Here is a 14,595-nt window from a genome sequence, read left to right as displayed (position 1 = left end):
CAGGAAAACATCGAGATGAGCGAATACTCCCTCTTCACCTCCGAGTCCGTGTCTGAAGGGCATCCGGACAAAATCGCCGACCAGATTTCCGATGCAGTGCTGGACGCCATCATTGCCCAGGACAAACACGCTCGCGTAGCGGTGGAAACCCTGGTCAAGACCGGCGTGGCCATTGTTGCAGGTGAAGTGACCACCAGTGCCTGGGTCGACCTGGAGCAGATCGTTCGTGATGTGATTTGCGATATCGGCTACACCAGTTCCGACGTCGGCTTCGACGGCGCCACTTGCGGCGTGATGAACATCATCGGCAAGCAGTCCCCTGACATCAACCAGGGCGTCGACCGTGCCAAGCCTGAAGATCAGGGCGCCGGCGACCAGGGCCTGATGTTCGGCTACGCCAGCAACGAAACCGACGTGCTGATGCCAGCACCGATCACCTTTTCGCACCAGCTGGTACAGCGCCAGGCCGAAGCCCGTAAATCCGGCCTGCTGCCTTGGCTGCGTCCGGATGCCAAGTCTCAGGTCACCTGCCGTTACGAAGGCGGCAAGGTTGTCGGTATCGACGCGGTAGTCCTGTCGACCCAGCACAACCCTGAAGTCTCGTACAAAGACCTGCGCGAAGCCGTGATGGAGCTGATCGTCAAGCACGCGCTGCCTGCCGAACTGCTGAGCAAAGACACCCAGTTCCACATCAACCCGACCGGCCAGTTCATCATCGGCGGCCCGGTGGGTGACTGCGGCCTGACCGGTCGCAAGATCATCGTCGACAGCTACGGCGGCATGGCCCGTCACGGCGGTGGCGCGTTCTCCGGTAAAGATCCATCGAAGGTTGACCGTTCGGCCGCCTACGCCGGTCGTTACGTGGCCAAGAACATCGTTGCCGCCGGCCTGGCCGAGCGCTGCGAGATTCAGGTGTCCTACGCCATCGGCGTTGCCCAGCCGACTTCGATCTCGCTGAACACCTTCGGCACCGGCAAGATCAGCGATGACAAGATCATCAAGCTGGTCCGCGAAGTGTTCGACCTGCGTCCATACGCGATCACCACCATGCTCGACCTGCTGCACCCGATGTATCAGGAAACCGCTGCGTACGGCCACTTCGGTCGCACCCCGGCAACCAAGACCGTTGGCGAAGACACCTTCACCACGTTCACCTGGGAAAAAACCGACCGCGCCGACGCCCTGCGCGCTGCTGCCGGCCTGTAAGACTTCCCCGCAACACCCGAAGCCCCGCACGGTTCGCGCCCTGCGGGGCTTTTTATTGGCATTCGCTTTACACCGCGTCGCAGCCTTCGCGGGCAAGCCCGCTCCCACAGTAGACGGCGGCGTTCTGACCAACTCATAACCCTGTGGGAGCGGGCTTGCTCGCGAAGAGGCCGGCAAAGCCACCAGAAATACCCGGCAAAACACCCCTTCTCTGCGCCAACTGATACTGACCTAGCCTTCACGCACCTCACCGAGCAAGGACGCTCAAGATGCTTCCGGACCTGCGCCTGTTTTTCGCCACTCTACTGACCCTTGCCCACCTGACCGCCAGCGCCGCCGACTGCCCGGACTGGCCACCCGAACGCGCCCTGAACGAAGTCGGCACACTGCAACAGCAAATCGATCTCTGGGACGACAGCTACCACCGCCTGGGACGCTCACTGGTCGCCGATGAACTCTATGACCAGTCCCGCGCGCGACTCACCCAATGGCGCCACTGCTTCAACCTGAGCCCGCCCGCAGACCCCTTGCGCACTGCACGCGGCAAGTTGCCCCACCCCATCGTCCACACCGGCCTGGACAAACTGCACGATCGCCCCGCCGTCGAAAAATGGCTGAGTGACCGGGTGGACGTCTGGGCCCAGCCTAAAATCGATGGCGTGGCGGTGACCCTGGTTTACCGCAACGGCCTGTTGGCCCAGGCCATCAGCCGTGGCGACGGCAAAAGCGGTCAGGACTGGACGGTTCCGGCACGGCAGATTCCGGCCATCCCGCAACGCCTGTCGCAGACCCGGGACTTGCTCGTGCAAGGCGAACTGTATTGGCGCCTGACCGATCATGTGCAAGCCCAGGCCGGCAGCCTCAACGCTCGCGGCACGGTGGCGGGCCTGATGGCGCGCAAGGTCTTGAGCCCCGAACAGGCCGCCGAAATCGATCTGTTTGTCTGGGACTGGCCCCAAGGGCCGGCGAGCGTGCCCGCGCGTGCCGCCGCACTGAGTGTGTTGGGCTTCCCGAGTACCACGGCATACAGCCAGCCGATCACCTCCGTCATCGAGGCCGAGCGCTGGCGTGAACACTGGTATCGCTCCCCCCTGCCCTTTGCCAGCGACGGCATCGTCCTGCGCCAGAACCAGCGCCCCGCCGCCGAACGCTGGCAGGCGCGGTCGCCCTACTGGGCCATCGCCTGGAAATACCCCTTCGCCCAGGCACTGGCCGAAGTCCGCCATGTTCACTTCAGGATCGGCCGGACCGGGAGGATCACTCCGGTACTCGAGCTGACCCCGGTGACGCTCGACGACCGGCAGATCAAACGCGTCAGCGTCAGCTCGTTACAGCGCTGGCAGACACTGGACATACGTCCGGGTGATCAGGTCGCCATCAGCCTGGCCGGGCTGACCATTCCCAGGCTCGATAGCGTTGTATTGCGTAGCAGCGAGCGCGCCGAAATGAACGCACCGCTGGCGGCGGACTTTCATTCATTGAGTTGCTGGCAACCGACGCCAGGCTGTGAAAGCCAGTTTCTCGCGCGCCTGACCTGGCTCAGCAGCAAACAGGGGCTGGCGCTGCCTAATGTGGGTCCGGGGACTTGGGAAAAACTTCTTGCAACAGGTCGCCTGAACGGTCTGCTGGATTGGTTGACCCTCGATGTCCAAGAGCTTGCTACCATTGACGGTTTCGGCGAGCGCAGCGCGGCTCGCCTTGCAGACAGTTTCAACCAGGCCCGGCAACGCCCGTTCGCGCACTGGCTGAAAGCCCTCGGAATGCCGCCGACAGGTCAGGCACACCCTGGCGACTCATGGCAGGCCATGGCGCAGCGAGACATCGAACAATGGCGGGCCGAGGCTGGTATCGGACCAGGACGCGCGGCACAGCTGAACGCTTTTTTCCGCGATCCGCAGGTCCTGGCCTTGAGTAAAACGTTACGTGATGCAGGGATTGACGGCTTTTAGCTGCCAGCCCTGTGCCCAGCGGGAACCCAAGGGGGACCGTCGGGCTCCAACAAGCCATCGCCACACCGGCCCGCTTGCATTCTTACATGGAGCTTTTATGAAATTTCTTTCACCGCTCGCCCTGTTGACCCTTTGCAGCGTACTGGCCACCCCGTTGATGGCGGATGAAGAAGCGCCCGGGCTGACCGGTTGCGCCGCCAAGAAGCAAGGTATCGTCAACCAGATCGAATTGGCCAAGGTCCACGGCAACGCCGACCAGCAGGCAGGCCTGGAAAAAGCCCTGAGCGAAGTCGAAGCGAACTGCACCGACGCCTCGCTGAAGAAGGAACGGGAAAACAAGGTGCTCGACGCCAGGCATGAAGTCAGCAAGCGTCAGGCAGACCTCGACAAGGCCATGGGCAAAGGCGACCCCGACAAGATCAACAAGCGCAAAGACAAACTCGCCGATGCCCGCAAGGAATTGCAGGACGCCCTTGATGAGCTGGATAAGTAATCACTGGTAACGAACAGAGGTCTTCGGTATTGCCGAAGCAGCCTTCGCGAGCAAGCCCGCTCCCACAGGGGATGTGTGGTGTGGCACATATCCCCTGTGGGAGCGGGCTTGCTCGCGAAGACGTCAGACCGGGCAACGCCAGTCAATGATCCCGAAATGCCTTATGACACGCACTGCAAGCATCTTCGACTTTCTGCACCGCCGGCCCCAGGTTGCTGGCCTTGTAGGGTTGAACCTGGCTGGCAATCACCAATTCACCGGTGGCGGATTCAAGGTCACGGGCCATTGCCTGGAAGCGCGCCTGCTGCTCCCAGACATCGCGCTTGGCGCTGGTGTGATCTTCCTCGCGGACCTGCGGAAAATGTTGCCACGGCTCACGGGACAGCACATCGAGTTTCACCGCGCCTTCGGCGAACTTCGGACCATCGAACGGAATGCGCCCACGCAGCATGCCACCCAGGTCTTCGCCAGTCTTGAGCATCTGCTTGAAAATGCTCTTGCGCTGGCCGAGCGGCGAGTTGGGGTCGACGCCGCCACAAGCGGACAACGTCAGGCAGGCCAGCAATACAACAGAAAGTCTTTTAAGAGTCATGGTGGCTTCAGGTCACGGGAAACGGCGGCCAGTATCCTCGCGTCATCGGCAAAGACCAATAGCCCTATTATCAACATGGGTTGTTTGAGCGCATGGAGCGCCCAGGCAACCGGCAAAGGAATCACTCCATGAACAGCCGTTTCAAGGCATGGCGTCACAGCCTGGCCTGGACCCTGCCGATGGTGGCCCTGCTCGCAGGCTGCACCGGTGGCGACAATAAACAACCGAAAACCCATGCCCTGGCCACCTACTCCAGTGCCACATGGGAAGCGCTGCCGGCGGTGTCCGACAACGACCTGGTCGCCGGCTTCGGCTCGTGGCGCAGTGCCTGCACCCGACTCAAGGCCGACCCGGTCTGGGGCGGCACCTGCGCAGCGGCTGCCACCGTGCCGCAAACCGCCAGCGACATTCGCGGCTTTCTCAAACAGAACCTCGATGTCTATGGCCTGCGCGCCGCCAATGACAACCCCAACGGCTTGATCACCGGGTACTACGAACCGGTCTATCCCGGCAGCCTGACCCAGACTGGCGCCGCCAATGTCCCGGTCTATGGCGTCCCTGAGGACATGATCGTCGTGGCCCTCGACAGCATTTACCCGGAACTCAAGGGTAAACGCCTGCGTGGTCGACTCGAAGGTCGCGTACTCAAGCCGTACGACGATGCGGCGACCATCGAAAGCAAAGGGGTCAAGGCGCCGGTCGTGGCCTGGCTGACCGATCCGATGAACCTGCAGTTCCTGCAAATCCAGGGTTCGGGTCGCATCCAGCTCGACAATGGTCGCCAGTTGCGCATCGCTTACGCCGATCAGAACGGCCATCCGTATCGACCGATCGGCCGCTGGCTGGTGGAACAGGGCGAGTTGAAAAAAGAAGACGTGACCATGGGTGCCATCAGTACCTGGGCCAAGGCCAATCCGACGCGGATTCCCGAACTGCTCGGCAGCAACCCCAGCTACGTGTTCTTCACCCGTAACCCGGACAGCAACGAAGGTCCGCGCGGCTCGCTGAACGTACCGTTGACGGCCGGTTACAGCGCGGCGGTGGATCGCAAGGTAATTCCACTGGGCAGCCTGTTGTGGCTGTCCACCACCAGGCCGGACGGCACCGCCCTGGTTCGCCCCGTGGCAGCACAGGACACCGGCGGCGCCATTGCCGGCGAGGTGCGGGCGGATCTGTTCTGGGGCACAGGCGATGCAGCCGGGCAACTGGCCGGGGACATGAAACAACAGGGGCAGATCTGGATGCTGTGGCCCAAGGGTGCTGCGCTGCCGCAAGTGCCGCAGGTGGCTGACGCGCAGAAGACCACCCCTTAAATGCTGCTTCGCCTGTTAGATAGCTTTCGCGAGCAAGCCCGCTCCCACAGGTTTTACACTACCCATGTGGGAGCGGGCTTGCTCGCGAAGAGGCCGGTAAAAACCCTGAAGATCTTTTAGACCGACACGACAAAGAAACTCACAATCAACGCCATCCCCACGAACCACACCAGCGACCGCAGCGTCGCCCAGTCCGCCAGGTAGCAAATGATGTAGAGCAGGCGGCTGGTGATAAACAGCACGGCCAGCACATTGATCGTCACCAGTTCGGCATTGCCAGCCAGATGCGCCACGATTACTGCAGCGGCGAACGCCGGGATCACTTCAAAACTGTTCAGTTGCGCAGCATTCGCCCGCTTGCCGACGCCGTCCAGATTGTCGAGAAAACCCCGAGGATCATGATTGTCTTTGAGACTGAACCCGCCACTGAGCTTGGCGATCCACGTGCACACATACGGCAGGAAAATCGCGATCAAAATGCACCACAGAGCCACCGTCATAACGCCGTCCTTTCTTCAGGTTACAGAGAGTCGAATTCCATCGGGGGCGATCAAAACTTCATCACCAGTATGCCGATCAGTACCAGCCCGCAAGCCAGGAGCCGCGGCCGGCCGAAGGGTTCCTTCAAGTAGCGCATGCCGAACAGCACCACCAGGATCACACTGATCTCGCGCAGCGCTGCGGCCTCGGCAATCGAACCCATCTGCATCGCCCACAGCACCAAAGCGTAGCTGAACAACACGCAGAACCCGACCGCCAGGCCCAGCCGCCATTGCTCGCGCCAGAACAACTTGAATGCCGGACGCTTGCGCACCCAGGCCAGCAACGGAAACGGCCAGGCGCTCAGCAACGTGACCCAGACCAGGTAATCCAGCGGATGGGACCAGCGCCGCAACGCCTGACCGTCGATGTAGGTGTAACAACCGATGCACAGGCCGATCAACGCCACCACCGGCAGCATCGACCACGGCAAACGCGCACCGCCACCGCCCTGCCAGAGCAGGCACAGCATGCCGAACGGGATCAGCAAAATTCCGAAAATCTGCTGATGGGTCAGCACCTCTCCGGCAAAGATCAGCGTCAGCGCGAGCACCACCAACGGTGACAGACCGCGCATCAGCGGATAAACCAGCCCGAGGTCGCCGACCCGATAGGCCTGGATCAGCAAGTAGCGATAGAGCAGCTCGAATGCCGCCGATGCCAGGATCCACGGCCAGATCTCCAGCGGCGGCACGGCCAGGAGCGGCAACATCAGCGCGACAAAGAGCAGCGCCACGCTGTCCATGCAGGCCACCACCAACAGCCGCTCCGCACTGAACTTGATCAGGGTATTCCACGCCGCATGCAACAGCGCCGCCACCAACACCAACGCCGTCGCAAGCACGGCCTACTCCTTTTGTTGTCTCCACGATCCCTGTAGGAGCGAGCTCGCTCGCGAAAAACGCCAGGGCAACGCGTTCGAGCAGTAAACACGCGTCTTCGTTCACGTCCATCGCGAGCAAGCTCGCTCCTACAGGGGGCCAGGTAGAGAATTGATTCGCCATATTTCAGTGGCTGTTTATACTGCAAGCGACCACGCCGCACTCAGTTGCGCACAGACTAATTCCAATAAAAATTCTGCCCGGCCCGCTCTCGTCGAGAACGGCCGTCGGCCTGCGTATGCCTGATCACAGCGTCAAGACTACCGACAGAGACCTTGCGCATGCCACTCGCTTTACTTGCCCTCGCTGTTGCCGCCTTCGGCATCGGCACCACCGAATTCGTCATCATGGGCCTGCTGCCCGACGTTGCCCGCGACCTCAGCGTGAGCATTCCCGACGCCGGCCTGCTGATCACCGGCTATGCCCTGGGCGTGGTGTTCGGCGCACCGATCCTCGCCGTCGGCACCGCCAACATGCCGCGCAAGGCCACCCTGCTGGGCATGACGCTAATGTTCATCCTCGGCAACATGCTCTGCGCGCTGGCGCCGAATTACGCCACGCTGATGGCCGCGCGAGTGATCACGGCACTGTGCCACGGCGCATTTTTCGGAATTGGTTCCGTGGTGGCCGCCGGACTGGTGCCCCCCAACAAACGGGCGCAGGCGATTGCCTTGATGTTCACCGGCCTGACCCTGGCCAACGTGCTCGGCGTGCCGCTGGGCACCGCACTCGGGCAATACGCAGGCTGGCGCTCGACCTTCTGGGCGGTGTCGGTGATCGGTGTGCTGGCCGCGATTGCGCAATGGGTCTGGCTGCCGAAAAACATCGCGATGGATAAAGCCAACCTGGCCAGCGAGTTCAAGGTGCTGGGCAAGGCCAACGTACTGCTGGCCCTGGGCATGAGCGTGCTGGCCTCCACCAGCCTGTTCAGTGTGTTTACCTACATCGCGCCGATCCTGCAGGACATCACCGGCGTCAGCCCCCACGGCGTCACCATCATGCTGCTGCTATTCGGCGTTGGCCTGACCGCCGGCAGCATGCTCGGTGGCCGTCTGGCAGACAGTCGCTTGCTGCCTTCGCTGGTGGGCATGGCGCTGGCGGTGCTGGTGGTGCTGGCGGCATTCACGCAAACCAGCCATTCGGTGATCCCGGCGGCCATCACACTGGTGTTGTGGGGAACGTTTGCCTTTGCTCTGTGCCCGATCCTGCAACTGCTGATCATCGATCAGGCCCATGAAGCACCGAACCTGGGCTCGACCTTGAACCAGAGCGCCTTCAACCTCGGCAACGCCGCCGGGGCATGGATTGGCGGACTGGTGGTGGCCAGCGGCGCGGATCTGGCGGACTTGCCATGGACCGGTGCGCTGGTCAGCGGGCTGACCGTGTCGACTGCACTGTTCTTCATCTATCGTCAGCGGCGCGCTGCGGCTGTGCTTGATGTGGCGGGTTGAACATCACCCGTGGCGGGTCATTTAGCTACGACCGTTGCCACGGGTATTCCGCTCTGTAGGAGCGAGCACGCTCGCGATGGACTTGAGAGCACCACTGGGTGTCAGGTGCCCAGTGTTATCGTTAACGACCATCGCGAGCAGGCTCGCTCCTACACGCCGGCGTCATCCTTGAACTGGTCCTTGACGTACCTGATCTCGGTCCGGCCGTGAGGTGCCGGCAAGCCGTCTTCACCGAGGTTCACGAACACCATTTTTTCAACGGTGAGGATGCTTTTGCGGGTGATCTTGTTGCGCACTTCACACGTCAGGGTGATCGAGGTGCGGCCAAATTCGGTAGCCGTGATGCCCAGTTCGATGATGTCGCCCTGGCGAGAGGCGCTGACGAAGTTGATTTCGGAAATGTACTTGGTCACTACACGCTGGTTGCCCAACTGGACGATGGCGTAGATCGCCGCCTCTTCGTCGATCCAGCGCAGCAGGCTACCGCCGAACAAAGTGCCGTTAGGGTTGAGGTCTTCGGGTTTTACCCATTTGCGGGTGTGGAAATTCATATTCACTCCTGACCATCTTGCCGATTGATGCCCGGCATCATGGCAGAGCCCGGGCTAGAGCTCTATCAAGCTTCGACTATGGTCGCGATTACCGTTCGGACATTGACTGACAGAAACGCTTTGGAAGATCAGCATAGCCCGCTATAATCGCCCCCGTTTCAAAACGGTAACCTCTACTTGATACCGTTTTCCCGCCACCTGTCCGAGGGGCGCTGCAGCAGGCTAGACCTGTCAGGCTCGGATGGGGCGTTGCCAGGCCTTGACCGGCCCGACACTAAACGCACAACGGCGCCCATTCGCATACATTACGAATGGAGGCTCATCATGAGCGCTGTTATCACGCCTGCAGATTTTACCGACTACAAAGTTGCCGACATGTCCCTGGCTGCCTGGGGCCGTCGCGAAACCATCATCGCCGAGTCGGAAATGCCGGCCCTGATGGGTCTGCGTCGCAAGTACTCCGAAGAGCAACCGCTCAAGGGCGCGAAGATCCTCGGCTGCATCCACATGACCATTCAGACTGCCGTGCTGATCGAAACCCTGGTTGCCCTGGGTGCCGAAGTGCGCTGGTCGTCCTGCAACATTTTCTCGACTCAGGATCAGGCCGCCGCTTCCATCGCCGCTGCCGGCATCCCGGTTTTCGCCTGGAAAGGTGAAACCGAACAAGAGTACGAGTGGTGCCTGGAGCAAACCATCCTCAAGGATGGCCAGCCATGGGACGCCAACATGATCCTCGATGACGGCGGCGACCTGACCGAGCTGCTGCACAAGAAGTACCCACAGGTGCTGGATCGCGTCCACGGCGTGACCGAAGAAACCACCACCGGCGTTCACCGCCTGCTGGACATGCTGGCCAAAGGCGAGCTGAAAATCCCGGCCATCAACGTCAACGACTCGGTGACCAAGAGCAAGAACGACAACAAGTACGGCTGCCGTCATAGCCTGAACGATGCGATCAAGCGTGGCACCGACCACCTGCTGTCCGGCAAGCAAGCGCTGGTGATCGGCTACGGCGACGTGGGCAAGGGTTCCGCTCAGTCCCTGCGTCAGGAAGGCATGATCGTCAAAGTTTCCGAAGTCGACCCGATCTGCGCCATGCAAGCCTGCATGGACGGTTTCGAAGTGGTTTCGCCGTTCATCGACGGGATCAACAACGGCACCGAAGCAAGCATCGACAAGGCACTGCTGGGCAAGATCGACCTGATCGTGACCACCACCGGCAACGTCAATGTTTGCGATTCGAACATGCTCAAGGCCCTGAAAAAGCGCGCCGTTGTCTGCAACATCGGTCACTTCGACAACGAAATCGACACCGCTTTCATGCGCAAGAACTGGGCATGGGAAGAAGTGAAGCCACAGGTGCACAAGATCCACCGTACCGGCGCTGGTGATTTCGACCCACAGAACGACGACTACCTGATCCTGCTGGCCGAAGGCCGCCTGGTTAACCTGGGCAACGCCACTGGCCACCCAAGCCGCATCATGGACGGTTCGTTCGCCAACCAGGTTCTGGCTCAGATCTTCCTGTTCGGCCAGAAGTACGCCGACCTGTCGCCAGCCCAGAAAGCCGAGCGCCTGACCGTTGAAGTACTGCCGAAGAAACTCGACGAAGAAGTGGCCCTGGAAATGGTCCGTGGCTTCGGCGGCGTAGTGACTCAACTGACCAAGACCCAGGCCGACTACATCGGCGTGACCGTCGAAGGTCCGTTCAAGCCGCACGCCTACCGCTACTGATCGGCCGGCTCCTCCTGTGTAGGAGCGAGCTTGCTCGCGATGGACGTTAACGAAAACGCGTGCTGTCTGGATAAATGCGTTGTTCTTGCGTTTTTCGCGAGCTAGCTCGCTCCTACAGGGGTCAGCGTCCGCTTTACGTGTTTCCAAGGATATGACCATGTCCCAAGAACGTCGCTACAGCTTCGAGTTCTTCCCTACGAAGACCGATGCCGGGCAAGAAAAGCTGCTCGCCACTGCTCGCCAGCTGGCTGCGTACAACCCTGACTTCTTCTCCTGCACCTACGGCGCCGGCGGTTCGACCCGTGATCGCACGCTGAACACCGTGTTGCAGCTCGAAAGCGAAGTCAAAATCCCTGCCGCTCCGCACCTGTCCTGCGTGGGCGACAGCAAAGACGACCTGCGCGGTCTGCTGGCCCAGTACAAGGCCGCCGGCATCAAGCGCATCGTTGCCCTGCGCGGTGACCTGCCTTCCGGCATGGGCATGGCCAGTGGCGAAATGCGCCATGCCAATGACCTGGTTGAATTTATTCGTGAAGAAACCGGTGATCATTTCCACATTGAAGTTGCTGCTTACCCGGAAATGCATCCGCAAGCGCGCAATTTCGAAGAGGATGTCGCCAACTTCGTGCGCAAGGCCAACGCTGGCGCCGACAGTGCGATCACCCAGTACTTCTTCAACGCCGACTGCTACTTCTACTTCGTGGAACGCGTGCGGGCGCTGGGTGTGAACATTCCGATCGTGCCGGGCATCATGCCGATCACAAACTACAGCAAGCTGGCGCGGTTCTCCGATGCCTGCGGTGCGGAAATCCCGCGCTGGATCCGCAAGCAACTGGAAGCCTACGGCGACGACACCCAGAGCATTCAGCGCTTTGGCGAACAGGTCATCACCGAGATGTGCGAACAACTGCTGCAAGGCGGCGCTCCAGGGCTGCACTTCTACACGCTGAACCAGGCTGAAGCGAGCCTGGCGGTGTGGAATAACCTGAAGTTGCCGCGTTGAAGCAACGGCCAGTTCAAAGCTGAAAGCTACAAGCAAGATCAATGGATCGCATTCTTCGGCAGCTCCTCCAGGAGCTTTCGCAGGCTGCGATCTTTTGCTTTCAACGCACCATTAATGTGCGGCAATCCACGGAGTTAGAGCATCTGCAGTCAGTTTCTGGCTCTTTCCGGTTTCTCGTCGTAATCTCAAGCACATGCCTTTGATCACGCAATTGACCGCCGTGCTTGTCTTCACTTGCCTGAGCTTCGCCGCCTGGGGCGAGAAGCTGCGCATTGTCACCGAGCCGTGGGCGCCTTATGTGTATGAAGACAACGGCAAATCACTGGGCCTGGACTACGAAACCACCGCCATTGTCTTCAAGCGCCTGGGCATCGAAGTGGAATGGCAGTTCCTGCCATGGAAACGCTGCCTGTCGATGCTTGAATCAGGCCAGGCCGACGGCGCGCTGGACATCTTTCACAGCGATGAGCGTGATGCCACCCTGCTCTACCCCAGCGAACCACTGTCTGAAGTCCAGTTCGTGATGTTCTACGCCAATGCCCGGCCCCATCCGTTTCGCACCCTTGATGACCTGCGCGGCCTGACCATCGGCACATCGCCAGGCTACCTGTACAGCAAGGACTTCAGCGATTCGACGCTGTTCACCCGCGAGCCGGCCCCCACCCATGAAGCCAACTTCGGCAAACTGGTGCGCGGGCGGATCGACCTGTTGATTACCGACCGCCGGGTCGGCCAGCATTTGCTCGATGAACTGGGCATCCGCGACAAGATCACCGAAAATCCCACGATCATCAGCCAGCAAAGCCAGTTTCTCGCAGTGCGGCGCAATGCGGGCATGGACCTGCTCGTGCAGCGTTTCGGTGCCGAACTCAAACGCTTCAAGCGCGAACCCGCCTACGCTGAACTGAGCGCCCGCTATGGTGCGGAACCGGCCGTCAGCGTGAAGACTGAAAAGGCCACGGCCGCCACGGAAAAAACCGTTGAGCAGCAGGAAAGCAGCGCACAGTGATTGCTCTGTTATACTCCGGCCTTCCCGCCAGGCTCACGCCCGGACGCTCGGAATCGTTCAAGGCATCTCAACCCCGCTACTGCGCAGCTTCACAGCCCGCGCGAGCGCTTGCAGGCGAGCCTTCGAGACCCAGCAGGACCGGACGGGATAGCGTCTTCTTAAACGCCATTCGCGCCAGGCAAGACTCCCATTGGGCCAAGCCCTAACTAAAACAGGATTTCTCATGTCCTTTGCTTCCCTCGGTCTCTCCGAGGCTTTAGTCCGCGCCATCGAGGCGGCGGGCTATACCGAGCCTACTCCGGTGCAACAGCGGGCCATTCCCGCCGTGTTGCAAGGTCGCGACCTGATGGTTGCGGCACAGACAGGTACTGGTAAAACCGGCGGTTTCGCCCTTCCGATCCTGGAGCGGTTGTTCCCCAACGGTCACCCGGACAAATCCCAGCGTCACGGCCCGCGCCAGCCGCGCGTACTGGTCCTGACCCCGACTCGCGAACTCGCCGCGCAAGTGCATGAAAGCTTCAAGGTCTATGCCCGTGACCTGAAGTTCGTCAGCGCCTGCATCTTCGGCGGCGTCGGCATGAACCCGCAGGTTCAGGCCATGTCCCGCGGCGTTGACGTGCTGGTGGCCTGCCCTGGCCGCCTGCTCGACCTGGCCGGCCAAGGCAGCGTCGATCTGTCCCACGTGGAAATCCTCGTGCTGGACGAAGCCGACCGCATGCTCGACATGGGCTTCGTCCATGACGTGAAGAAAGTGCTGGCGCGTCTGCCGGCCAAACGCCAGAACCTGTTGTTCTCGGCGACCTTCTCCAAGGACATCACCGACCTCGCCGGCAAGCTGCTGCACAACCCGGAACGCATCGAAGTCACTCCGCCGAACACCACGGTCGAGCGCATCGAACAGCGTGTGTTCCGCCTGGCCGCCAGCCACAAGCGTGCCTTGCTGGCCCACTTGATCACCGCTGGCGCCTGGGAACAGGTGCTGGTGTTCACCCGCACCAAGCACGGCGCCAACCGCCTGGCCGAGTACCTGGACAAACACGGCCTGAGCGCCGTCGCGATCCACGGCAACAAGAGCCAGAACGCCCGCACCAAAGCCCTGGCAGACTTCAAGGCCGGCACCGTGCGCATCCTGGTGGCCACCGACATCGCCGCCCGCGGCCTGGACATCGACCAGTTGCCACACGTGGTCAACTTCGAACTGCCGAATGTCGATGAAGACTACGTGCACCGTATCGGTCGTACCGGCCGTGCCGGTCGTTCGGGCGAAGCGATTTCGCTGGTAGCCCCGGACGAAGAAAAACTGCTGAAAAGCATCGAACGCATGACCAAACAGAAAATCGCCGATGGCGACCTGATGGGCTTCGATGCCAGCGCCGTGGAAGCCGAGAAACCTGAAGTGCGCGAGCGTCCGGACATGCGTAACCCACGCAATCCGCGTGGCCCGCGCGGCGACGGTCCGAACGGCAGCGGTGGCGGTCGCAAGGACAAAGGCAAGGACAAGGGCAAGGAAAAACCGGCAGGTGAACGTGGTGAGCGTCCGGCCCGTCAGCAAAAGCCTCGCGAAGGTACTCCGGCCCGCGAACAGCGTCCGAGCCAACCGCCACGCGCCGCCGCTGATCGTGCCCCGGACGAGTTCCTGGACGACGATATCGATAACTTCGGTAACCGCGTCGACTACGTGCCGCAGCAGAAACCCGCGCAAGGCCGTGGCCGCCGCCCGGGTGCTCCGGCACAAGGCACCGCAGCAGGTTCGGGTGCTCCACGTTCCGGCAAGCCACAGGGTCGCCAGAGCGGTCCGCGCAACAGCGATGGCGCCAGCACCGGCACCCCACCGGCCAAGCGCAACGGTCCACGCAGTGGCGCACCGCGCGAC

The 14,595-nt window shown here is 61.3% G+C and carries 13 protein-coding genes and 1 riboswitch; of the genes, 9 read left to right on the top strand and 4 right to left on the bottom strand.

Annotated features, from left to right (window positions below; translation table 11 throughout):
* Positions 1-15 precede the first annotated feature (15 nt).
* The 3 genes from metK (at position 16) to ACCD00_RS17405 (ending at position 3,648) form a co-directional block, all read left to right on the top strand.
* Positions 16-1,206 carry a methionine adenosyltransferase gene (gene metK, locus ACCD00_RS17415; RefSeq protein ID WP_057398198.1) on the top strand — a complete coding sequence of 397 codons (1,191 nt, stop codon included), beginning with the start codon at positions 16-18 and terminating at the stop codon, positions 1,204-1,206.
* A 269-nt stretch (positions 1,207-1,475) separates the two neighbouring features.
* On the top strand, positions 1,476-3,155 hold the full coding sequence (gene ligB, locus ACCD00_RS17410; protein ID WP_413426369.1) for an NAD-dependent DNA ligase LigB: 1,680 nt from the start codon (positions 1,476-1,478) through the stop codon (positions 3,153-3,155).
* A 97-nt stretch (positions 3,156-3,252) separates the two neighbouring features.
* Positions 3,253-3,648, top strand: coding sequence for a DUF1090 domain-containing protein (locus ACCD00_RS17405; RefSeq protein WP_413426367.1), 396 nt, complete (start codon positions 3,253-3,255; stop codon positions 3,646-3,648).
* 142 nt (positions 3,649-3,790) lie between these two features.
* On the opposite strand, the gene ACCD00_RS17400 is transcribed toward ACCD00_RS17405, so the two are convergent.
* Positions 3,791-4,240, bottom strand: coding sequence for a c-type cytochrome (locus ACCD00_RS17400; RefSeq protein WP_413426365.1), 450 nt, complete (start codon positions 4,238-4,240; stop codon positions 3,791-3,793).
* Between the two features lie 128 nt (positions 4,241-4,368).
* Here ACCD00_RS17400 and ACCD00_RS17395 point away from each other — a divergent pair, with 128 nt between their 5' ends.
* Complete coding sequence (locus ACCD00_RS17395; RefSeq protein WP_413426363.1) at positions 4,369-5,553, top strand: murein transglycosylase A; 1,185 nt, start codon at positions 4,369-4,371, stop codon at positions 5,551-5,553.
* Positions 5,554-5,669: 116 nt separating this feature from the next.
* On the opposite strand, the gene ACCD00_RS17390 is transcribed toward ACCD00_RS17395, so the two are convergent.
* Complete coding sequence (locus ACCD00_RS17390; RefSeq protein ID WP_413426361.1) at positions 5,670-6,053, bottom strand: MAPEG family protein; 384 nt, start codon at positions 6,051-6,053, stop codon at positions 5,670-5,672.
* A 50-nt stretch (positions 6,054-6,103) separates the two neighbouring features.
* On the bottom strand, positions 6,104-6,937 hold the full coding sequence (locus ACCD00_RS17385; RefSeq protein WP_413426359.1) for an EamA family transporter: 834 nt from the start codon (positions 6,935-6,937) through the stop codon (positions 6,104-6,106).
* 318 nt (positions 6,938-7,255) lie between these two features.
* On the opposite strand from ACCD00_RS17385, the gene ACCD00_RS17380 reads away from it, so the two are divergent.
* Positions 7,256-8,425, top strand: a complete 1,170-nt coding sequence (locus tag ACCD00_RS17380) for an MFS transporter (protein ID WP_413426357.1) — start codon at positions 7,256-7,258, stop codon at positions 8,423-8,425.
* Positions 8,426-8,574: 149 nt separating this feature from the next.
* On the opposite strand, the gene ACCD00_RS17375 is transcribed toward ACCD00_RS17380, so the two are convergent.
* A complete protein-coding gene (locus ACCD00_RS17375; RefSeq protein ID WP_413426355.1) occupies positions 8,575-8,976 on the bottom strand; it encodes an acyl-CoA thioesterase in 402 nt (133 codons plus the stop codon).
* A gap of 198 nt (positions 8,977-9,174) precedes the next feature.
* A riboswitch (S-adenosyl-L-homocysteine riboswitch) is annotated at positions 9,175-9,277 on the top strand.
* A 23-nt stretch (positions 9,278-9,300) separates the two neighbouring features.
* Between ACCD00_RS17375 and ahcY the strand changes: the two genes are divergently transcribed.
* The 4 genes from ahcY to ACCD00_RS17355 form a co-directional block, all read left to right on the top strand.
* Positions 9,301-10,710: an adenosylhomocysteinase gene (gene ahcY / locus ACCD00_RS17370; RefSeq protein WP_007975450.1), complete on the top strand. Its 1,410-nt coding sequence runs from the start codon at positions 9,301-9,303 to the stop codon at positions 10,708-10,710.
* A gap of 157 nt (positions 10,711-10,867) precedes the next feature.
* Positions 10,868-11,713: a methylenetetrahydrofolate reductase [NAD(P)H] gene (gene metF / locus ACCD00_RS17365; RefSeq protein WP_413426353.1), complete on the top strand. Its 846-nt coding sequence runs from the start codon at positions 10,868-10,870 to the stop codon at positions 11,711-11,713.
* Positions 11,714-11,906: 193 nt separating this feature from the next.
* A complete protein-coding gene (locus ACCD00_RS17360) occupies positions 11,907-12,722 on the top strand; it encodes a substrate-binding periplasmic protein (RefSeq protein ID WP_413426351.1) in 816 nt (271 codons plus the stop codon).
* Positions 12,723-12,945: 223 nt separating this feature from the next.
* A partial coding sequence (locus ACCD00_RS17355) for a DEAD/DEAH box helicase (RefSeq protein WP_413426349.1) occupies positions 12,946-14,595 on the top strand: 1,650 nt, incomplete at its 3' end.

It is taken from the genome of Pseudomonas sp. Pseusp3, assembly GCF_047304225.1.
In the GTDB taxonomy this organism is placed as follows: domain Bacteria; phylum Pseudomonadota; class Gammaproteobacteria; order Pseudomonadales; family Pseudomonadaceae; genus Aquipseudomonas; species Aquipseudomonas fluorescens_CD.
The sequence above is the reverse complement of the archived record's forward strand: the minus strand, read 5'-3'. Positions and strand labels throughout refer to the sequence as shown.